22 protein-coding genes are annotated in these 21,865 nt (G+C 43.6%); 15 read left to right on the top strand and 7 right to left on the bottom strand.

All coding sequences use genetic code 11. From position 1 onward, the window contains the following. Positions 1-6: 6 nt before the first annotated feature. Complete coding sequence (locus EPL05_RS00430) at positions 7-624, bottom strand: hypothetical protein (protein WP_128531540.1); 618 nt, start codon at positions 622-624, stop codon at positions 7-9. A gap of 83 nt (positions 625-707) precedes the next feature. Between EPL05_RS00430 and EPL05_RS00425 the strand changes: the two genes are divergently transcribed. Next, positions 708-1,079 carry a chorismate mutase gene (locus EPL05_RS00425; protein WP_128531539.1) on the top strand — a complete coding sequence of 124 codons (372 nt, stop codon included), beginning with the start codon at positions 708-710 and terminating at the stop codon, positions 1,077-1,079. Positions 1,080-1,172: 93 nt separating this feature from the next. Then, the gene (locus tag EPL05_RS00420; protein ID WP_128531538.1) at positions 1,173-2,384 is read left to right on the top strand and encodes an ABC transporter substrate-binding protein; all 1,212 of its coding nucleotides are present in this window, start codon (positions 1,173-1,175) and stop codon (positions 2,382-2,384) included. Between the two features lie 76 nt (positions 2,385-2,460). Here EPL05_RS00420 and EPL05_RS00415 read toward each other — a convergent pair whose 3' ends face one another. The 3 genes from EPL05_RS00415 to EPL05_RS00405 all read right to left on the bottom strand — a co-directional run bounded on the left by EPL05_RS00415 (position 2,461) and on the right by EPL05_RS00405 (position 5,043). Next, the gene (locus EPL05_RS00415) at positions 2,461-2,925 is read right to left on the bottom strand and encodes a hypothetical protein (RefSeq protein ID WP_128531537.1); all 465 of its coding nucleotides are present in this window, start codon (positions 2,923-2,925) and stop codon (positions 2,461-2,463) included. Between the two features lie 70 nt (positions 2,926-2,995). Beyond that, positions 2,996-4,015, bottom strand: a complete 1,020-nt coding sequence (locus EPL05_RS00410; RefSeq protein WP_128531536.1) for a cyanophycinase — start codon at positions 4,013-4,015, stop codon at positions 2,996-2,998. 26 nt (positions 4,016-4,041) lie between these two features. Beyond that, a complete protein-coding gene (locus tag EPL05_RS00405; RefSeq protein ID WP_128531535.1) occupies positions 4,042-5,043 on the bottom strand; it encodes a chitinase in 1,002 nt (333 codons plus the stop codon). A 138-nt stretch (positions 5,044-5,181) separates the two neighbouring features. Here EPL05_RS00405 and EPL05_RS00400 point away from each other — a divergent pair, with 138 nt between their 5' ends. From EPL05_RS00400 to EPL05_RS00380, 5 genes are all read left to right on the top strand, one after another. Then, positions 5,182-5,730, top strand: a complete 549-nt coding sequence (locus tag EPL05_RS00400; protein WP_128531534.1) for a cob(I)yrinic acid a,c-diamide adenosyltransferase — start codon at positions 5,182-5,184, stop codon at positions 5,728-5,730. Between the two features lie 83 nt (positions 5,731-5,813). Next, a complete protein-coding gene (locus EPL05_RS00395; protein WP_002996718.1) occupies positions 5,814-6,035 on the top strand; it encodes a DUF2795 domain-containing protein in 222 nt (73 codons plus the stop codon). Between the two features lie 218 nt (positions 6,036-6,253). Then, positions 6,254-6,400, top strand: a complete 147-nt coding sequence (locus EPL05_RS00390; RefSeq protein ID WP_128531533.1) for a lmo0937 family membrane protein — start codon at positions 6,254-6,256, stop codon at positions 6,398-6,400. A 157-nt stretch (positions 6,401-6,557) separates the two neighbouring features. Continuing rightward, positions 6,558-6,704, top strand: a complete 147-nt coding sequence (locus EPL05_RS00385) for a lmo0937 family membrane protein (RefSeq protein WP_128531532.1) — start codon at positions 6,558-6,560, stop codon at positions 6,702-6,704. A gap of 143 nt (positions 6,705-6,847) precedes the next feature. Further along, the gene (locus EPL05_RS00380; RefSeq protein ID WP_128531531.1) at positions 6,848-6,997 is read left to right on the top strand and encodes a lmo0937 family membrane protein; all 150 of its coding nucleotides are present in this window, start codon (positions 6,848-6,850) and stop codon (positions 6,995-6,997) included. 33 nt (positions 6,998-7,030) lie between these two features. Here the strand turns inward: EPL05_RS00380 and EPL05_RS00375 are convergent, their stop codons facing one another. Next, positions 7,031-7,750, bottom strand: a complete 720-nt coding sequence (locus EPL05_RS00375; protein WP_128531530.1) for a 2-C-methyl-D-erythritol 4-phosphate cytidylyltransferase — start codon at positions 7,748-7,750, stop codon at positions 7,031-7,033. Positions 7,751-7,856: 106 nt separating this feature from the next. After that, positions 7,857-8,906 (bottom strand): tRNA preQ1(34) S-adenosylmethionine ribosyltransferase-isomerase QueA, encoded by a 1,050-nt coding sequence (queA, locus tag EPL05_RS00370; protein ID WP_128531529.1) that lies wholly within the window; start codon positions 8,904-8,906, stop codon positions 7,857-7,859. A gap of 204 nt (positions 8,907-9,110) precedes the next feature. Between queA and EPL05_RS00365 the strand changes: the two genes are divergently transcribed. After that, entirely contained in the window at positions 9,111-10,358 is a 1,248-nt protein-coding gene (locus EPL05_RS00365; RefSeq protein ID WP_128531528.1) for an ABC transporter permease, read from the top strand. A 6-nt stretch (positions 10,359-10,364) separates the two neighbouring features. Here the strand turns inward: EPL05_RS00365 and EPL05_RS00360 are convergent, their stop codons facing one another. Continuing rightward, a complete protein-coding gene (locus EPL05_RS00360; RefSeq protein ID WP_128531527.1) occupies positions 10,365-13,631 on the bottom strand; it encodes a PAS domain S-box protein in 3,267 nt (1,088 codons plus the stop codon). Positions 13,632-13,775: 144 nt separating this feature from the next. Here EPL05_RS00360 and EPL05_RS00355 point away from each other — a divergent pair, with 144 nt between their 5' ends. From EPL05_RS00355 to EPL05_RS00325, 7 genes are all read left to right on the top strand, one after another. After that, positions 13,776-15,062: a citrate synthase gene (locus EPL05_RS00355; protein ID WP_128531526.1), complete on the top strand. Its 1,287-nt coding sequence runs from the start codon at positions 13,776-13,778 to the stop codon at positions 15,060-15,062. A gap of 60 nt (positions 15,063-15,122) precedes the next feature. After that, positions 15,123-17,018: a RecQ family ATP-dependent DNA helicase gene (locus EPL05_RS00350; RefSeq protein ID WP_128531525.1), complete on the top strand. Its 1,896-nt coding sequence runs from the start codon at positions 15,123-15,125 to the stop codon at positions 17,016-17,018. 259 nt (positions 17,019-17,277) lie between these two features. Further along, positions 17,278-17,883, top strand: a complete 606-nt coding sequence (locus EPL05_RS00345) for a GIN domain-containing protein (RefSeq protein ID WP_128531524.1) — start codon at positions 17,278-17,280, stop codon at positions 17,881-17,883. 709 nt (positions 17,884-18,592) lie between these two features. Next, positions 18,593-19,192: a GIN domain-containing protein gene (locus EPL05_RS00340; RefSeq protein ID WP_128531523.1), complete on the top strand. Its 600-nt coding sequence runs from the start codon at positions 18,593-18,595 to the stop codon at positions 19,190-19,192. A gap of 123 nt (positions 19,193-19,315) precedes the next feature. After that, positions 19,316-20,044, top strand: coding sequence for a head GIN domain-containing protein (locus tag EPL05_RS00335; protein WP_128531522.1), 729 nt, complete (start codon positions 19,316-19,318; stop codon positions 20,042-20,044). Positions 20,045-20,382: 338 nt separating this feature from the next. Next, a complete protein-coding gene (locus EPL05_RS00330; RefSeq protein WP_128531521.1) occupies positions 20,383-20,931 on the top strand; it encodes a hypothetical protein in 549 nt (182 codons plus the stop codon). 16 nt (positions 20,932-20,947) lie between these two features. Continuing rightward, complete coding sequence (locus EPL05_RS00325) at positions 20,948-21,802, top strand: hypothetical protein (RefSeq protein ID WP_128531520.1); 855 nt, start codon at positions 20,948-20,950, stop codon at positions 21,800-21,802. Positions 21,803-21,865 lie beyond the last annotated feature (63 nt).

Below are 21,865 nucleotides of genomic sequence, written 5' to 3'. Positions count from 1 at the left end.
ATCAGCCTAACACACCTCCGCCAGTTTGCAAACAAACTCGGCCATGTAAACGGCGCGTTCTGACGTAATAGGTTTTTTATTGCCGATAACGAGGGTGTGGTTTACTATTTCGATTACAAAGTCGTCCTCCCGTATATCCATCACCGCGTTGCGGAAGTGGCGGTCCATGCAGTTGATGGCTTTGGCGTGGTCGTTCACCATCACGTAAAAGGTATCGCTAAAGGCTTTGTCCTCTTTAAAATCGAGTTCCAGCGGATGTATCAGTTCGGCGAGTTTATCGCGCAAGGTTTCCGGGCGGATCTTTACGCGGCCAAAATCGCGCTTGAGGTAAGCCAGAGCCCAGGTTTGGTATTCAAAATGGTCGGTTATTAAGCCCTCGTGGGCTTTTTTGGAGTGGGTGTCCAAAAACAATATATAGCAGTCGCTGCGCCCGTTTTTAATGACGTAGGAACCCAGCAGGTTATAATCATGGTATTGGTTAAAGGCGTCAAAATCTTCGAGGTGGAAATTGATGTGCCCGGTAAGCTGCATATTAAAATGCGCCCGCAGCTCATCATAAGTTGCCTGGAAGTTGTCGATAGTGTGTTGTGAAAGCCCTTTTGTATCAAATAAAAATTCGCCCATTTATATAAATTAAACAGGCTAAATATACTAAGCGGCAGATTAATAATTTTGTGTATTTTCACTATTAATTAACCCCGCCACCTATGAAACATATTAAAATAATGCTGATTTGCACCATTTGCTGTGTAGCGCTTAGTTTTACCGCATCGGCCCAGGCAAAAAGCGCCACTGTAATAAACCGGGAGTTAAGCGCCAGCCGTAAAAGGATAGATTCGCTGGATAAATTGCTGATAAGCATTTTGGGCAGTAGGCAGCGCATTGTGCAGGAAATAGGGGCGTATAAAAAGAAGAACAACATCCCGCCTTTGCAGCCGGCCCGATTTAGGGAGGTAGTAAATAAGGCCATAATTGCAGGTGGTAAGGAAGGCCTCTCGCCCGTTTTTATCACCGAATTGATGAATGCTATACACGAAGAAAGCCTGCGGATGGAGAGTGATACCACGGTAAAAAATTAAAGCAATACTTAATCAGCTATCCAACAGTGCCAAACTGTTTACTGCGGAACGATAATTTTGCTTAATTTACGCCATTAAACAACCTGCTGCTAAATGAGAAAATTATTACTCCCGGTTATCGCGTTATTCGCTGTTATTTTACTGGTACAAAGTTGCGCCAAATCAACAAAAGTTATCGTGTCGAAACCTGTAAAGGTGCAGGGTTTGTTCTCTATCACCGGCAACTGGTCGTCGCTGGGGATAACCTCCAGGGCTGCTTTGGAACTGGCGCAGGAGGATATTAATAAATACCTGGCGCAAAAAGATGCCAAATTCCATATTGAGGTTGCCATATCAGATACCAAACTGGAAACCGAAACTGCAAGATTACTATTTGTTGCGGCTAAAGACCTCGGTGTAAAATTCTTTATCGGCCCACAGTCGAGCGCAGAACTTGCTACCATAAAGCCCGAAGCAGATGCCCACGATGTTTTGGTAGTAAGCCAAAGCAGTACGGCGGGCAGTTTAGCTATTGCAGGTGATAACATTTTCCGTTTTTGCCCATCAGATAAAATTGAAGGTGCCGCAAGCGGTGCTACCATTTTTAAACAAGGCAGCACAGGTTTGGTTACCGTTGCCCGCGATGATGCCGGCAACAAAGGCCTGCAAACTTCAACCGGCGCTGCGTTTGCCGCAAAAGGCGGTGAGGTGGCAGCAATAGCCCCATATCCAATTACTACAACCAACTACGCATCGGTTATAGCCAGTATCAAAACAGAAGTTGCCCGTTTAACGGTATCCAAGGGTACCGGTAAAGTTGCTGTATATTTAGCGTCGTTTGATGAAGGTATCGAGCTGTTTAAACTGGCCAGCGCAGAACCAACTCTTAATAGTATTAAGTGGTACGGCGGCGACGGCGTAGTGCTGAGCACCGCGCTACTAACCGACCCGGTTGTTGCCGAGTTCGCCATTAAAACCGGTTTTTTTGCGCCATCGTTTGGGTTGCCGGATGCCTATAAAAGTAAATGGGAGCCATTGGCCGCGCGTATAAAAGCTAAAACCGGTACAGACCCGGATGCTTACGCTTTAGCGGCTTACGATGCCTTATGGACCATAGCCTACACGCTGGAAGGTACCGACGGCAGCACCACCGACTTTGCCAAGATAAAAACCCTTTTTGTGGCCGAAGCTAACAAAGATACCGGCGTAACCGGTGCCGATGCCTTAGATGCTGCCGGCGACCGTGCCAGCGGAACGTTTGACTATTTTGGTATTCTGAAAGATGGTGCGAGTTATAAATGGACTTTGGTAGGCAAATCAGAATAATTTTAAACGACGATATTAAGCCAGCAAGCCCAGTACGCATTTGTACAGGGCTTGTCTGTTTTTGGTGTGTTTATAATTATTGCTTTGCCAATGGGGTCAGGTCGGGAGCATCCAGGCGGGCTGCGCGTTCGAGTTCGGCATCCATATCATCATCAAATTTGAAGCCGTAGAGCATCCATTTGTCGTGTGCTTTGTAAAATTTAAATATGAAGCGTACGGGTTGCCTGTCGTATTTCAACAGGTACGAATAAACTTTTAACCGCCCTCGTACCTGTTTGGTGCTAATAAGTTCCTGCCCGTAGTAATTGCCCACAACGTCCGTTGTAAGCGAGTTTAATTTTGTTTTTAACGCGGTAATAGCATCCTGCGATTGCGACATCCAAACATTGCTGGCATACAAGTTATCAATAGCAGTTGCGGGTGAGCTGCGGTACTCTATAAAAAACTTGCTGATGTAAGTTTCGGGCGTTTGTTGCTGGGCAAACAGGGGCGTGCATAAAAAGCAGGCTGCAAAGAGTAGTAATATTTTTAAGACTTTCATGATAACAGTTTGAGTTATGCTGCCTAATATCCGCTAATTCCAAGTGATATCAAATAAGAAAAATTGAATTTTATTTATGTAATACCCCATCCTGCACCCACCACCATTGCCAGTTGCCGCCGCTGGCTTTGCTCTCATCAAATTTTGTTAGGTCGAAATGTCCGGCACCCTGATCCGTGCCTTGTATCTCATAAACTTTGATGGCCTGCTGATTTTGTTTCCAGGTAAGTGGTTTGCCGGGGGCGAGGGTTTCGGCGGGTTTCTTTGCGTCGGGTAATAAAAAGTAGGCCCTGCTGCTGCCGAATACTAATGCCTGCCCATTCTCGTCCATACAAACGGCGGTGCGTTCATCAGCGGCTATGCCTTTAATGTTGGTATGCCAGTCGCGGGCTATTCGTGCGAGGAAAACCACATGGCGGCCCTGGCGGCTTCGGGTTACGTAATGTTGGTCGGTAATTACGTTTTGCAAGTAGGGGGCGTGCAGAAAGTCGTTATTGTAGAGCTTTACTAAATTGTGGTATGGATTGGCCAGCGCGGTATCTGCCGTAAGGCTGGCAATTTCGCCGCTGTAATAAAAGCCGCCCAAGATAGCGCAGCCCGCGCTGGTGCCGCCAACAGGCACGTGTTTCTTATTGAGCAGGTAGTTGATGGCATCCATGGTTTTGGTGCCTTTCCAGTACTTCATGTAGTTGCTTTGGTCGCCGCCGGCGATGAAAAGCATTTCGGCATTGCGTATGATGTTCACCACGGTATCATTCTCAGCCAGTTCGCGCGAATCTATCTTCAGCGTTTCCACCGAATTTACTTTGCCCAGCTCATAAATATAGGGGTTATAAGCCCCTGTGCCCGATGCGCGGATGATCACTACATCTCCGCCGCCGCTCCGGCTAATCATCCATTTAAAGGCCGCATCTACATCTTTACCGCCACCAATTATCACTACGCCCAGTTTGGTATCAGTATGCACATCGGCAGTATCGCCGATAATGCCGAGGGATGACGGGCGGTTGGGGTATACTTTGGTGGTATCGGATTTTAGGGATGCATGAGCCGTGAGGCCAAATAATAGTAATGCGACAACTAATTTCATCAGCCTGACTTTAAACAAATGGATTATCAATAACTGTACGGTGCCATTTTCCCGCAGCTACAGGCGCAATTTGGATCGGTTGCTCCCAGTTTTTTAAGATAAAACTGGTAAAAGCCAATACGGTCGTTCATGCTGTAGTTGTCTTCGCCTTTTTTGCATTCCAGCGCGCCGTTTACAATTACTATCGTCATACCGAAGCCGGGGGCACGGCCCGCGGCCTTATCTTTAGTGTTTGGTTGCCATTTGCCTATCATCACATCATGGGCCGATGGTTTGTGGGTTTCGGGCGTCATCCAAAAATAGATAGCAGTTTTAAAGGCTACCACGGGGTCGGTTTCTACCAGTGCAGGGTTGTCCAGTAAGATATGTTTGTTTCCAAAGATACAATCCGACGCGTAGCCGTAGTTGCCGTTGTAGCTGATCTGCATTGGCCCGCGGCCATAATATTTTTGTCCTTTTACAGGCGGGTATTCGTCGCTGTCGATAACGTATTGCAGGCTGGTGTTATCCTCGTGGGTAAGCATCAACCCGTCGGTGTAGCTGCCGTTCATACCGTGGCGGGTTTCGTGCGATATCTGCGCGAAGAATGCCGCCAGTTCGCGCTTGTTGTTTATCGCATCTTTATCAGTACAAAAACCGCCGTAATTTACCAGGTAAACGCTGTCGGGCTTTTCTTTTGCCCAGGGTTCGTTCCAGTCGCCATCCTGGCGCACAATGCCGTCTTTACCGGTGCGCTTGTCTGTACGGATTAACTGATAAACCGATACCGCGCGCCGGGTAACCTGTACTTTTACCTGTGCCATCTCGTCCACAGCTTTAATAAAAGCCTGGTAAGTATAAAATTTTGCGCGCTGCGGGAAAAGATCGTTGTATTGTCGCTCGCTTAAAAATTTGCTAAAGGAAGGGGTGATAGTAGCCGTTGCGGGAACAGTTTGTTTACCTGCACTACCGCCGCAGCTAAAACTTAAAAGCGATATAAGGCATAAACTTAATGCGGTGAGTTTTGCGGCAGGGAGAATGAGCTTCATAATCTGTAATGGTATATATTTGAAACAGAACACAAGGTGCAAGTTTAAGTTTAAAATTAGTTGCTTATACAGCTTAACGAAATAAATAGCCACGAATTTCACAAATTGATATGATTATTGGTGAAATTCGTGTTGATTATGAAGATATATACGAAAACAGGCGATAAAGGTTACACATCCCTTATAGGCGGTACCCGGGTGCCTAAGCATCATCTGCGCATAGAAAGTTATGGCACTGTGGACGAACTGAACAGTTACGTAGGCCTCATCCGCGACCAGCCTATTACCGCCCACGATAAAGATGTTTTGAAGGAGATACAGGACAGGCTTTTTACCATAGGCTCCTCGCTGGCGGCAGATCCGGAAAAATCCCGCATGGTGATTCCCGACCTGAAAACCGAAGATATTGAGCTGCTGGAGCAAGAAATAGACAAGATGAACGAAACTTTGCCCGAGTTGCGGCATTTTATTTTGCCGGGTGGTAATAATGTTATATCTTACTGCCATATAGCGCGCTGTGTATGTCGCCGGGCCGAACGCTTAACCGTTCACCTGGCGGAAGAAAGCACGGTAGACGGACAGGTAAACATATATCTTAACCGCCTGAGCGACTATTTATTTACGCTGGCGCGAAAGGTTGGAAACGATGCTGGGGTGCCGGAAAATAACTGGATACCAAGGTTATAAAAAAATTACAAAAAAATAGTAAAAATCGATTTAAAAATATTATACTTTTGCGAAAACGGAAATTTACCAATTAATATAAAAGCATGTATTGGACACTTGAATTAGCATCACACTTAGAAGATGCGCCTTGGCCGGCAACTAAAGATGAATTAATTGATTACGCTATCCGTTCCGGAGCGCCGGTAGAGGTTATTGAGAACCTGCAGGCACTGGAAGACGATGGAGAGCCTTACGAAAATATAGAGGAGATTTGGCCGGATTACCCTACCAAAGACGACTTCTTTTTTAACGAAGACGAGTATTAACGTTGCCTGATAATAGTGAAAGCCTCCGAATTTCGGGGGCTTTTTTGTTTAGCGCAACGGGCCGAAATCCGTTGTTATCGGATGTTTCGGGGCTACACCTCTTTTGACGCTTGCTGTTTACCGTATAGTTTTTTGCGTTCATAAACGTTTTTGGAATGATTTTGGTATAGGTGTGTTTAAATACATCTATACTAAACATCTACAAAAAACACAACACTATGAGAGGCTTATTGTACATCATCGCCGTTATCCTGATAATAGGATGGGCATTCGGATTTTTCTACGCAGGTTCCGGCAACATTATCCATATTTTACTGGTAATTGCCATTATCGCGTTACTGTTGGGAGTGATTAGAAGGGCTTGAGCAATGTTGCAGCCAGCCTAAATGCCCGCTGTGATATTTTAGCATACAAAAGAACGCTGTATCCCAGCGTTCTTTTTTTTATTATCACTTTTTGGAATGATTTTGGTATTAGCGCTGTATAATCAACTTAAATATTAACATATAAATACACAACAACATGAGAGGCTTATTGTACATAGTCGCAGTTATCCTGATTATCGGATGGATATTCGGGTTTTTCTTTAACCATGCCGGCAACATTATCCACGTATTATTGGTAATAGCAATTATTGCTTTGATACTGGGCGTAATAAGAAGGGCTTGATCCACACTGTGCCCAGTCTGTTATCCCGGTGCGCTAATTTTAACAGGCGAAAAAAACATAAAAGAGTTTTATAAACTTTGGAACGATTTTGGTTTTAGCATTTTTATATAATTAACTAAACTTTAACAAAAAAACTTTACAACATGAGAAGCTTATTGTACATCATTGCAGTTATCCTGGTTATTATTTGGATCTTCGGCGCATTCGTTAGCCCGTTTGGCGGCAACATTATTCACGTTTTATTAGTGATCGCAATCATCGCTTTAATATTAGGCGTGATCAGGAGAGCTTAACCCACGATATTTTTATCGAACATCAGCCACCGGTTATCCGGTGGCTTTTTTGTTTATAAGGGCCTCGGCAATGTCTATATCCTCGGGGAAGGTGATCTTGATATTGGCGTAATTACCCTCAATTAGCTGTATTTGAACGCCAAGCTGCTCTACTACCGAAGCATCATCGGTGAATTTTGGGTCGTAAGGCTGCTCGTAAGCTGCCTTTAGCAAAGCCGATTGAAAAGTTTGCGGAGTTTGCACCAGGTAAATGCCATCACGGTTTAAGCTTTGTGATACATTACCAGTTAACTGCCTTACCGAATCGCGGCTCTTAACAGCCACAACGGCGCTGCCATGCCTTTGTGCGCATTGGTAGGCCTCGTCTATTACTGCCGGGCTTATCAGCGGCCTTACGGCATCGTGTACAGCAATTAGCACACCTTTATCGGTAATCTGGTCAATGGCATTCTTAACCGAATGGAAGCGTGTTTCGCCACCCGAAATTAATATGTGTTTTATAGCGAAGTTATGCACAGCGCATAGCTCTTTCCACACCTCATGATAATGAGCATGCAACACCAAAATAAGCTGCGGAGATGACTCGCTATTGTGAAATGCTTCCAGCGTATACATCAGCACCGGTTTGCCGCTCAACTCCAAAAATTGCTTAGGCAAAGCCGATTGCATACGGGTACCCGAACCACCTGCTACGATAACAGCGTATGTGGATTTCGGATTTTGGATTTCTGAGTTCGGATTTTGGATTGGCATGGCGGCTAATTTACGATTTGCAGCTTAAAAAAAAATGTCATTCCGTTTTGCGAAATGACATTGTATATAAATCCGAAATCGAAATTCCGAAGTCCGAAATCGAAAATTAAATGATCAGCATCGCGTCGCCGTAGCTGTAAAACCGGTATTTCTCTTTCACGGCTACTTCGTAGGCATTCATTACATGCTCGTAACCGCCAAAAGCGCTTACCATCATCAACAGGGTAGATTCTGGTGTGTGGAAGTTGGTGATCATGCTGTTGGCAATGCTAAATTCGTAAGGAGGGAAGATGAATTTGCTGGTCCAGTCGTTAGCTGCCTTTAGGGATTTACCTGCAGATACGGCAGATTCAACCGCGCGCATGGAGGTTGTACCTACGGCGCAGATGCGGCTTTTACGTTCGATGCCTTTGTTTACAATGTCAGCCTGTTTTGCTTCGATGATAAACTGCTCAGAATCCATCTTGTGTTTGGTCAGATCCTCCACCTCAACCGGGCGGAAGGTACCTAAGCCTACGTGCAGGGTAACCTCGGCAAATTCAACACCTTTCAGTTCCAGGCGTTTCATCAGCTCGCGGCTAAAGTGCAAGCCGGCGGTTGGGGCTGCAACAGCGCCTTCGTGCTTGGCAAATATGGTTTGGTAGCGTTCTTTATCGTCGGCAGTGGCTTTGCGTTTAATGTATTTTGGCAGTGGCGTTTCACCTAAGATCTCCACATTGCGGCGGAACTCTTCGTCGGTACCGTCAAACAAAAAGCGGATGGTACGGCCACGCGAGGTAGTATTATCCACAACCTCGGCAATTAACAGATCGTCGTCGCCAAAATATAGTTTGTTGCCAACACGTATTTTACGAGCCGGGTCAACCAAAACGTCCCAAAGGCGTAGTTCTTTATTAAGTTCGCGCAGCAAAAAAACTTCGATGGTGGCACCGGTTTTTTCTTTGTTGCCGTACATGCGCGCAGGGAATACTTTTGTGTTGTTCAGGATCATTACATCCTTGTCGTCAAAATAATCCAGTACATCCTTAAATATTTTATGCTCAATCTTGCCCGAATCGCGGTGTAAAACCATTAAACGCGATTCGTCGCGTATATCTGATGGTGAATGAGCGATCAATGACTCGGGTAAGTTGAATTTAAACTGGGATAATTTCATGCTTTATATATGAATTTTCAGGGCGCAAATGTACGGATTTTTTGTTAGATTAACCGATTTTTCTGCATTTCGTTTTGATTGTAAGGAAAATACTTTTATTAAAATTGCTGTAACTTAAAGCCTTAATGGCGGTCTAACCAATTGTTACCCCGGTTTTGTTAAATAACAGGGCGGCCTAAGAAGCCTCTACAGAAAAATACTGATATGATCATATTAAAACTTATCCGCGAAAGTTTCCTGTTTGCATACGATGCGCTTAGGCAAAATAAACTGCGTACGCTATTATCTCTACTGGGCGTAACCATTGGTATATTTACCATTATAGCGGTTTTTTCTGCCGTGGATACCTTGCGAAATAACTTGCAAAAAAGCGTAAATAAATTAGGCAGCAACAGTATTTATATACAAAAATGGCCCTGGGTAGGCGAAGATAATTTCCCGTGGTGGAAGTATTTGCAACGCCCGGTACCTAAGCTACGCGATTTTGAACAGATCCGCCGACGCAGCCAAACGGCCAAAGCAACTTCATACGAAATAAGCATTGATAACCGCACAGTAAAGTACGGAAGCAATACGGTTGACGGCGCGCAGATAGATGCCGTATCGCACGAGCATGATAAGGTGCTGAACTTTGACTTTCAGGACGGGCGGTATTTTACAGATATCGAATCGCGAACGGGTTCGCCTATTACGATAATAGGTTACGATATTGCCGCAAACCTTTTTCCGGACGGGACAGCCGTGGGTAAGCAAATAAAAATTATGGGCCGTAAGGTTACCATTATTGGTGTATTTAGCAAACAGGGAGATGATATGCTGGGCATCTCTACTGATAAGGAGGTATTGTTGCCGCTAAACTTTGCCAAAAACGTTATTGATATTGAGAATGAAAAGTATAACCCACAAATTGTTGTAAAAGGAAATGATAATTTGTCGGACGTTGAGGTAGAAAGCGAAGTACGGGGGCTAATGCGCTCTATTCGTAGCATACGCCCCGGCGCCGAAGATAATTTTTCACTGAATAAATCCAGCATTCTCACTAACAGCCTGGATAGTTTATTTACAGTTGTAAACTGGGCAGGGCTAATCATAGGCGGATTTTCTGTGTTAGTTGGGGGCTTCGGTATTGCCAATATTATGTTCGTATCGGTAAAAGAGCGTACCAATATTATCGGTATTCAAAAATCGCTGGGCGCGAAAAATTATTTTATCCTGCTTCAATTTTTGATTGAATCGGTTGTGCTATGTATTATGGGAGGCCTGATAGGGCTTGGTGTTGTATATTTATGTACCCTGGCGGTAAAAGCCGCTGCTGACCTGGAGATAGTTTTGGATATGAGTAATATCATACTCGGAATAAGCATCTCCGTAGGCATCGGCGTTGTATCAGGCATAGTGCCGGCCTACTTTGCTTCGCGATTAGACCCGGTAGAGGCTATCCGCACAAACTAAATAAAACTACACTAAACCCGTAGGTGCAATAGACGCCGGTTTGCAATGTTTCGATATCTTGCTGAACAGATCCTCGGGCACAAATGGCTTGGTGAGGTAATCGCACATGCCGTGTTCAAAAGCTTTGGCGTGCGTTTCGGGCATGGCATCTGCTGTGAAGGCTATAATAGGTATGGCGGGCTGAGCTTGCTTGATAACGGCCGAGGCTTCAAAGCCGTCCATTACCGGCATTTGCAGGTCCATAATAATTAGATCGTACACCTTGTCGGCCGCCATATCCACCGCTATTTGTCCGTTTAGGGCTTCATCTACATTTGCCTGCCATTTTTTAAGGAACTTGGAGGCTATCATGATATTCATTTTGTTATCATCAACCACCAAAATATTCATGCCATACAGGTTTGGCGGCAACGTTATAAGGGATGCTGTTTCGGGTTGGTTTATGCGTTGTGCGGCAAGTTTAAACAGTACCGAGAAACTGAACTGGGTGCCTTTGTCTAATTCGCTTGTTACATGGATGCTGCTGTTATAAAGCTCCACGAGCCGCTTGGTGATGGCAAGGCCAAGCCCGGTACCGCCGTAATCGTTATTGATTACCTGCTCCTCCTGGATGAACGGATCAAAGATAACGTCCAGGTTTTCGGCAGCTATACCTATGCCGGTATCGGTAACTTTAAATTTGATCAGTATTTCTTTATCGTTTAGCTGCTCGTTTACCAGTTCAAGGGTTACTTTGCCCTTTTTGGTGAACTTAACGGCGTTGTTTACCAGGTTTATAAGTATCTGGCCCAGCCTGGTTTGGTCGCCCATGAGGTACTCGGGGATGCTATTGTCGGCTATCAATACGATCTCCAGGCTTTTTTCTATCGCTTTGGCGTAAAACGACTGCCGTATGTTTTGTGCCAGGTGGTGGATGTTAAACACCGATTGGTTTAGCACCAGTTTCCCGGCCTCTATTTTATTATAATCCAGTATATCGTTAATAATGGCCAGCAGGTTTTCGCCGCTAAATTTTAGGGTGTTTAGGTATTCTAATTGCTCGGGGCGTGGATCTTCTGACAGCAGCAGGTTGGTGGTGCCTATTACGGCGTTCATGGGTGTGCGGATCTCGTGGCTCATGATAGAGAGGAACTCCGATTTAAAGTGCGAAGAGCGCTCGGCTTGTTCTTTGGCTATAATGAGCTCCTGCCTTGCAATTTGTTGCAGCGTAATGTCCTCACCTATGCTGGTGGTGCCCTTTAAATTCCCCTCTTCATCGTAGCTGATGGTGTTTTGCCAGCTGATAGTGCGGGTTTCGCCGTTGCGGCAAATAACTGGGTTTATAAAATGTGCTTTAACGGTATTGGTTTTAAACCAGCCGGTCATCGTTTCCTGCAGTTCGTTCGGCACAAAACTATCCATCCAGTTCATGCCAAGTACCTCATCCTGCTGATAGCCGAGCAATTGGGCCAAATATTTATTGCAAAATATTACGGTGCCGTTGGCATCCAGGGAAATAGCCGCCAGTTTAATGGTTTCCAGTACCTGCTGGAATTTGTTCTCGGTGCTTTTGTGGTCGATTTCGGCCTGTTTGCGTTGGGTGATATCCTGCAGGGTGCCTACAGTTTTTCGTACGGAGCCATCTTCGCGTAACATAAGGTTACCGGTAATTACGCTGATGTATTTTATATTACCTTTTGGCGTAATAATACGGTATTCCACTGCAACCTCCGAAGCAGCTTTAAACAAGTTTCTGATCAGGTAAACATCCTCGGGGTGAATGTATTTTATTAACGCCCTGCCAGCCAGCGATAATATCGCTTCGCTTCCGTCCAGTTCATAAATAGCGTTTACTTCATCGCTCCAAGTGAGGTTTTTTGTGGTGTTATCAAATTTCCAGTTACCAATTTTTGCTATTTTTTGGGCTTCCAGCAGTTCGGTCTGGCTTATTTTTACCGCTTTTTCGGCCAGGCGGGCGTCTGTAATATCCTGTATAATGCCAACTATACGGCTTAAGTTACCGGTTTCGTCGGTTTGCAGGTCGCCACGTAATACCTTAATATATTTAATATTACCCTGGGGTGTTACCAGTTTATGTTCGTGGTTGGGGTTGGTAATAATGGTGATATTGGAGAAGTATTCCACAGTCGGCTTTAGGTCGTCCGGGTGTACTAAGCTCATGTAATATTGAAACTTGTCCATACCCCCGGGTATCTCATCAATTTCCAGTATTCTATGCAGGTTATCAGACCAATAATTCTCCCTCGTAACGGCGTCAAACCACCAGTTGCCTGTTTTTGCTATGCTTTGTGCCTGTTTTAAAAGGGCTTCGCTTTCCTTGAGGGCATCTGCACGCTTTTTTTGGTCGGTAATATCGGTTACCGATAACGATATGCGGCGCAGGTAAGTTCCATTGGCGTCAAAGACCGGTGCGGCTTTACCCATAAACCATTTTGGCTGGCCGTATAACGAAGGGAACTCTAAAGTGGCCGTTTGCTGGTGCGCCAATACGTGCGCATATAAGTTGGCAAACGGTGTAGCCTTTTCTTGGCCCAGTACATCAAACAGGTGTTTATTTAAAAACTGCTCTTTTGTTAGGTACGATGGGCTTTGCTGCCCAAACCATACATTAAGGCATATAAAATTCTCGTCCAGTTCAAAAATGGTGTCGTTTACCGAACTGATGAGCGCGTGGAGTTGTTCGCGGCTGGCGCGCAGCTTATGATCGTTCTCTACAAGCGATTCGTTCAGCTGCATTACCTCGCTAAGCGCCTTTTTAAACTGAACCTGATAATTGAGCATTACAAAGAACGATATGTAAGCTATTATTGTAAAAACAACGAGCAGAACAGCAAGTACCCCGCCCGATATGAATAATTTGGGTGAATAATAATAAGCGCCAAGTATGGCAAGAAAATTAAGTACACTAACGATAACAAATTCCCCGCGCTCGTTGCAAAAGAAAGTTAACGAAATAAATATGGTGATAGAACTGAACAGGTACACGTGCTCAAAGCCGTTTGCGCCAAGCAATATGCCATTATTAATAACCAGGTACGATAAAATGGTGATATTAACCAGCCAGCGGTAAGCTGTTTTGTACGGAGTGAATGATAGTGCGAGCGCTGCGGCGCTCAGTGATGAATTGATGGCGCGCAGCCAAATGGGATCGTAAGAATTGTAGAAACACAGGTAATGCAGCGACGGACCGGCAATAAGCAGCCCTAATAAAAGCAACCTGTAAATGGTATTGTCATTTTCTATTAACTGGAGGGTTCGCTCTCTAAACGACATCTATTAAGTTGTTTTTAATTTGCACGAAACAATATACGGTAAAAAGATGCCAACTTACGTTAAGAATTTTACAAACGGTAAATTTATCTTGAAGCTGTTTAATACGCATATTTATTTACATTTGTTGCAAATACTAAATTTTCTATGTCTGATACTGCACAACTAAAAATTGGTGATAAAACGTACGATCTGCCGGTGATTGAGGGTACTGAAGGTGAAAAAGCTATCGATATATCTAAGCTACGCGACCTTACCGGTTATGTAACCCTTGATGTGGGTTATAAAAATACCGGCGCTACAAAAAGCGCTATCACATTTTTAGATGGCGAGGTAGGAATCTTGAAATACCGTGGCTATCCGATAGAGCAGCTTGCAGAAAACTCAACTTTTACCGAAGTTTCTTATTTGCTGATATATGGAGAACTGCCTACTACAGAACAACTGAAAAGTTTTGAGCTGGAGATAAGCCGCCATACCTTGGTGCACGAGGATATGAAGAAGTTTTTTGATGGCTTCCCTTCAGGTTCGCATCCAATGGGGCAGTTGTCATCGTTAATTGGCGCTTTGGCGGCATTTAACCCGGCATCGCTTAAACAAGGCTTAACTGCTGAGGAAGTGAATCTCGAGATCATTAAGCTGATCGCTAAAATGAGCACCATCGTATCCTGGATCTACAAAAAATCATTGGGTCACCCGATGATGTATCCGCAGAATAAGTTGGATTACGTAACCAATTTTATGCACATGACGTTTGGGCAGCGTACAGAAGATATGGAGATAGACCCGGTTGTAGTAAGCGCCATGAACAAACTGCTGATACTACATGCCGACCACGAACAAAACTGCTCTACTTCAACCGTGCGTATCGTAGGCTCGTCTGATGCTAACTTATACGCGTCTATATCCGCAGGGATCTCTGCGCTTTGGGGCCCACTGCATGGCGGCGCCAACCAGGCCGTAATAGAAATGCTGAATAAAATTAAGGAAGATGGCGGTGATACCGATAAATGGATAAAGAAAGCAAAAGACAAGAATGACCCGTTCCGTTTGATGGGTTTTGGCCACCGTGTTTACAAAAACTTCGACCCGCGTGCCAAGATCATTAAAAAAGCTTGCGACGATATTTTAGAGAAACTGCACATACAGGACGAAACCCTGGAAATAGCTAAAAAACTGGAAGAAGTTGCCTTGAGCGATCCATACTTTGTAGAGCGCAAGCTTTACCCTAACGTAGATTTCTACTCGGGTATCATTTATACCGCTTTAGGTTTCCCTACCGATATGTTTACCGTGCTTTTTGCCCTTGGCCGTTTGCCGGGATGGATTGCCCAGTGGAAAGAGATGAAAGCCAACAAAGAGCCTATCGGCCGCCCTCGCCAGATTTACGTTGGCGCCACCGACAGGGAGTATACCGATATCAAAACGAGATAATAATCACACTATAATTTATTGAAAAGCCCGCCATTTGCCGGGCTTTTTTTATACCGGCCAATGACCACACGCGAAATACTCAAACAATATTGGGGGCACGATAACTTCCGGCCGATGCAGGAAGAGATCATCGCGTCGGTATTGCAGGGGCACGATACGTTGGCGCTATTGCCAACAGGTGGCGGTAAATCGGTATGTTTTCAGATCCCCGCGTTGGCTAAGGATGGCATCTGTATTGTGGTTTCGCCGCTTATCGCGCTGATGAAAGATCAGGTAGAGAACCTGAAAGCCAAAGGTATTGATGCCGTTTCCATTGTATCGGGCATGAGCAGGCGAGAGGTGGATATAGCTTTGGATAACTGCATTTACGGCTATACCAAATTCCTGTATCTCTCGCCCGAGCGCTTGCTGAGCGAATTGGTGCGCGAACGCATCAAATACATGAAGGTGAACCTGTTTGCGGTAGACGAGGCGCACTGTATTTCGCAATGGGGATATGATTTTCGCCCGCCTTACCTGCACATCGCCGACTTGCGCGAATTGCACCCCAACGTGCCGGTGCTTGCCCTCACCGCTACCGCTACAGCAGATGTGCGGACAGATATTCAGGAGAAATTACTTTTTAAACCCGGCAGCATAGTATACCAGCAAAGCTTTGCCCGCAAGAATATCAGCTATGTAGTGCGCGATACCGAAAACAAAAGCCGCAATCTGCTGGATATCGCCAATAATATAAAAGGCAGCGGCATTGTGTATGTGCGCAGCCGCAAAGGCACCGCCGAGGTTGCCAAATTTTTTAACGATAATGGCATCAAAGCCGATTATTACCACGCCGGCCTAAGTGCCGATGAACGCGCCGAAAAGCAGGAGGCCTGGAAAAACAACCGTAACCGCATCATCGTAGCTACCAACGCCTTCGGGATGGGGATTGATAAGGCGGATGTGCGGTTTGTGATACACCTGGAAATGCCTGATAGCCTGGAAGCGTATTACCAGGAAGCCGGCAGGGCAGGCCGCGATGAGCAGAAGGCTTACGGTATATTATTATACAACCTTAGCGATAGGTTGCGGAAGGAAAAAATGTTCTTGCTGAATTTCCCCTCAGTGGTGGAGATAAAACAGATCTATCACTATTTGGGCAATTATTGCCAAGTAGCTTATGATACAGGCGAAGGTGCCAATTTTGACCTTGACCTGGGCGATTTTTGCAGTCGTTACAAATTGGATAGTATTAAAACCATTAATGCCTTAAAGTTTTTAGAACAGAACGAATACATTGCCTTCAGCGAGAGCGTTTTTTTACCATCGCGGTTCAGGTTTGAGGTTTTGAATGAGGAACTGTATAACTTCCAGATCCAAAACCCGGGCTGGGACCCCTTCGTTAAAACCTTGCTACGCTCTTACGGCGGGGCATTTGAAAATTACGTGCGTTTAAAAGAGTTCGACCTGGCGCGGCGCACCAACATGAGCGTGCAACAGGTGGCAGAGGGCTTAACTAAATTGCAAAGTTTTGGGGTGTTGAACTACCTGCCCCAAACCGATAAGCCCCAGATAACCTGGATAAGGGCAAGGCAGCAAGCCAATAACGTATACATAAATAAGGCTGATATAGAGACCCGGAAAGCTACCTACCGCCGTAAAATGGAAGCCGTTTTTGCCTATGCCGAACACAAGCGCTGCCGCAGTCAAATGCTGCTGGCTTACTTTGATGAACCCAACGCCACCAAATGCGGCGTGTGCGATGTATGCCTTGCCGAAAAACGCCAAAAGAACGCCGCTGAAATTTTTGAGAATATTACCAACGAGATAGTGCAGCTACTTAGTATCGACAATTATAACATCGGCGAGTTGGTAACCACCCTTAAAATCGGTGCCGAAAAGGAAAAGATAGAAACTATCCGTATGCTGCTGGATGCAGGTAAAATAAAAACGGATGGGGAGAAGTATTATCTGTAGGGAAGAGGATTGTATAGATTTGACAACTTTTTAAAAGTTCCAGCGTAAGTATTATTCATCTGTACATCTGAAATTTGCTCATCTGCACGTTTTTCTCCATGCTTTTCGCCGACCTATTTCAGCCGTTCACCGATGTAATCCCCCCGTACGTCTAATTGGCCGTATTTCGCTGTAACGTTTCCTATGTGAGGGCGTCATATTGGTGTATTTAATAAAACGAAAAACACAAATAGCACTCACAATCAAAATATTAGGAATCATGAAAACAACATTTTTAACCATAGCAACCATCTTCACTTTAGCCATAGGTACTGTAACAACCAGCTTCGCTGCAGCAAATAATAACCAGGAAGAAGTAGCAACCGTTTTAACAAACGTAAGCCAGATAAACAAAATTGAGATCCGCGGTAACGTGCAGTTATTTGTATCAGACGGCATTGCCGACCAGGTAAAAGTTTACAACCGTTACTATGCCGAAAGCGCGGTGGTTAAAAACGAGAACGGTGTACTGTGCATCGCATCATACAACGCAAAAACCTTAGTGGTTTGGGTTACAGCCGCCGACCTGCGCAGCATCTCTGCTTATGACAACGCTGAAGTAAAATCTTTCGGTAACCTGTCTAAGATCGACCTGGATGTTAACCTCTACAACAACGCATCTGCAAAATTGAACCTTGATGCTTTTAAAGCAAACATCACCGTAAACGACCACGCTAAAGCAGATGTTACCGGTAACGTAAGCGAGTATAACCTGGTTCGTGATCAGTCTGCAACCGTTAACAACACTGATTTAGCTTCAATCAGCAAAACAGAGAAGATCACCAACAGGTTTACCCCGGCTAAAGCAGAATTAGCTATCTTGTAAGTAATACTTTTGCAAAAGTTCAACATATATTCAGTCAAAGCCACCGTGTAAACGGTGGCTTTTTTGTTAGTATCAGGAAGCCCAAATTCACTTTTTGTAAACCACAATTGATAAAACTCTAAACAAAAGGGACATAAATAACAACCCTACTGACAGATATAAATAATCTTTTAAGTCAGTAAGCGAAATGCCTTTTTCGTGCGGATGAATCCGTGCAGACACACAGAAAAAAAGGACCACACTTGTTAACACTCCGAATATTAACAGCCACAATAATGATAGCCTTTTTAATAATAACGCCAAATTAATATTCATAAAAACCCATTTGTTAGGCGGCTTAAATGTATTAATAAGTTGTGATTTTTCCACCGCTGTAAGTGGTGTCACCAACATCGTTTAGGACGGTCTCCGAGATGCGAGGCTTGGATGCATGGCGGCTTGTTGGTGACAACACCAAAAAGGGCGTGAAGAGCCGCTGCGGGAAAAGAAATAGATTTTTCTCCTTCTTGATTCTTGTCTCTTATTTCTTGCCTATCTGCACATCTTTTCTCCTCCTACTTCGCCGACTCAAATCCGTCGTTCACCGATATAAACCCGCACTGTGTCTATTTCACACTATTTGGCTGTAACGTTTCCTGCTTGGGGTCGTCTTATCTGTGTATTAAGTTACTAAACAACATAAAGTATTCAAAATCAAAATATTAATATCATGAAAACATCAATATTTACCATCTTAGCTATCGTAGCATTAGCAGTTGGCAGCACAAATTCAAGCTTCGCTTCCGTAAAAAATGATAACAAAGAAGTAAGCACTATCTTAACAAACATCAGCCAGATCAGCAAAATAGAAGTACACGGCAACGTAGAGCTTTACATATCTGACGGCAACACCGACCAGGTGAAAGTATACAACCAGTACTATGCCGAAAGCGCTTTGGTACAAAGCCAAAACGGTGTGTTACGCATCTCATCTTACAAAGCAGAAAAATTAGTGGTTTGGGTAACCGCAAACGATCTGCGTGCCATCTCGGTTTATGATAACGCAGCTGTAAAATCATTCGGCAGCTTGTCAAAAATAGACCTGGATGTTAATTTGTATGATAACGCAACCGCAACTTTAAACATAGAAGCCTACCGCACCACCTTAACCGTAAACGACAATGCAAAAGCAACCTTAACCGGCAGCGTTACCGAATACAGCTTAAAATACGCAGACTCTGCAAAAGTGATCAACGATAACTTCATCACCGTTAACGAAAGCAAAATGCAGGTGCCTGCAGCAGGTAAAAGAGACATAGCCGGTTTATAATATGCACCTTTCACAATTCAACATATATATGTTAAAAGCTGTTGCCGGGTAACGGCTTTTTTTATTTTAACTTTTAGTGTAACTTCAGGGCAATAAACGGTGTCAAAAACAAAAAAACTTACCATGAAAAAATCTTATTTACAAATATTCGTTTTGGTTGCACTGCTTTCGGTGAGCCTGTTATCATCATCATGCAGAAGGTTCAGGCGTATCCATGGCTCGGGTAAGGCGGCTACAGAAAAGCGTACCGTTGTAGATTTTACAAAAGTTGATATTTCGGGCGGATTAAAAGTTACCCTTAAACAGGATAGCTCATCCATAGTAACCATTACCGCCGATGACAATTTGCTTAAATATATTAAAACAGAAGTAGAGGGCGACAAACTGCGCATATACACCACCCGTAACCTCGATAGCCGCACCGAAATGGTAATTTCTATTGGTGTGAAAGCGCTTAGCGCTGTTGAAGCATCGGGCGCGGTAGAAATAACTTCCATAGGCCGTATCACTACCGGCAACCTGGATCTAAACCTTTCAGGTTCTACCAAATTAGATATGGATATCAGCGCGGCAGATGTACATACCGAAGGCAGCGGAAGTACCGAACTAAAGCTGAAAGGCCAGGCGGCATCGCACGATGTAAGCCTGAGCGGCAGCGGGGACATTGACGCGCTTGATTTTGTAGTGGGCAAGTACCGAATCGAAACATCTGGGGCCAGCCATTGCAAAATCAACGTGTTGAAAGATCTGAGCGTACACACCAGCGGAGCATCAGAAATTGAATACCGCGGCAGCCCCTCAAATGTAAGCAGCGATAAATCAGGTGCTTCGTCGATCACCAAGATCAATTAATTAAGCAAAAAGCTAAGCTTGAACGATAATCGGTGTGCTTTGTTATGACGACCACATCGATGCACAGAGACATGTCACGATTTGAGAAGATAGTTATTAAGCATGTTGACCACATCGTTTAGAATAAACTGCCCGTTTAAATGCAATTATTTCATTTAAAGTCTATTTTTTTTTAAATAATTTATTTTTCGTCGACTTTAAGTAGCCTATTTGCTAATTCCTTAATTTTAGCTTGCTTAAATAATTGATTATTAGGAAATAATGAAACTTTATTTATAATTTGCACGTTATATACAAACCTTAACCTAATAACGATTATCCCTTTATATATGGATAAAATGGACCTTATACTCATTAATCACGATGAATTAAAATATTATCAAGAGCTTGTCGATTCGAAAGCGAAGATAAATTCTAATGAAACTTTGGCAAATGCCGGACAGTATCACGCGGCGATCGCTATGTCCAAACTATTGGACGAAACAAAAACTATAGCCAGAATGGTCGTAGGTAGTTTTGATGGTAGGGTTAGTAATCAAGAAAACTATCTTGGTTCCTTGAGAAGTGCCATTGAAAAAGACGTAAAATTTCAAATTTTATTTTTAGACTTACCCAACACTAATTCGAAAGCATTTAAAATGCTGTTAACAGCGAAAAAGGCTGGAAAACCAATCGAATGCAAAATGGCTAATAATTCGCTTATCGACAAATTATCAAAAGAAGGAAAAGTTAAACATTTTTCTGTTTTTGATAATAATAAATATAGATTCGAAAAGGATACCGAAAATTACCTTGCTTGGTTTAGCTTTAATGATCTTACTAATGCTTCAACATTAATCAACGTTTTTGACACAGAGTTTCCTGATTCAAAAAAAGTGGTTTGTTAATTAGGTCGATTTTTTAATGGAGCATTTATACCACCTGTCTCATTTTTTTGAATTTTTATGCGGCGCTTACTTTGGTGGTGGCGCTCTATTAGGATTTATTGAAAGTGCCTTAGTGTTGAAAATTAGGCCACCATTAACGACAAAAGTTGAAGAAAATGAAAAAATTAGGGCTGCTGCTTATGACTATTTTGAAGTCTTTAAAAATAAGAAAGTGCGGGACTTTAGGCTACTTGATATTTTCCCTCTATTAGCGTCTTCGCTTTTTAATTTAGCGGACTTTATTTCAACCGGAAGTCTATCGGCAGTCAACTCGTTTTTACAAACTCTCGGCCCGAAGGGTGATGATAAAGAAGCGACTACGTTGCTAAAAAGATATTTCCCCACTTTCTTTTTTACAGGTTTTTATTGTTTGTTTATTGTGTTATTTAGTGCTATTCAAGAGGAGAATGAAAATGCTTCTTGGCGTATAGGTATTAATTGGTTTTTCATGAATTTTACCGTTGGCGCTATTGTTTTTCAAGTTTGGTCTTTAATAGTAATACCAAAATGGGTCAATAGGCGGAACTATTTTAGAATTTTAAGTATAGGTATTTTGTTTGTCATTGTTACTGCCATAATATCTGCTGGTTTCGCATTTTTTAATTATAGAGTGTATTATAGTGAGTACCTATTATCAGAACATCATAAATCGCTTTGTCAAGTTTTAGTTGTTGTTGTATCAGTATTACCCTTGATTTATCTTTTATTGTTAACTGTTTGGGTTTTGATACGGTGGGAATTAATAAGCACTTTTTATAATGCATCTGCGTGGCTTTTTATACACAGAGCATCTTTAGCTGCACGTAAACAAATTAATGAAATCAACAATTGATTTATTGTGTGTCGTTTGATACCCCCCCCCCTGCTTTTTTGCGCACCCTTAACCTAACGAAAA

The sequence above is a fragment of the Mucilaginibacter gilvus genome (genome assembly GCF_004054195.1).
In the GTDB taxonomy this organism is placed as follows: Bacteria; Bacteroidota; Bacteroidia; order Sphingobacteriales; family Sphingobacteriaceae; genus Mucilaginibacter; species Mucilaginibacter gilvus.
Note: the sequence above shows the minus strand (reverse complement) of the source record. Positions and strands in the feature narration are given on the sequence as shown.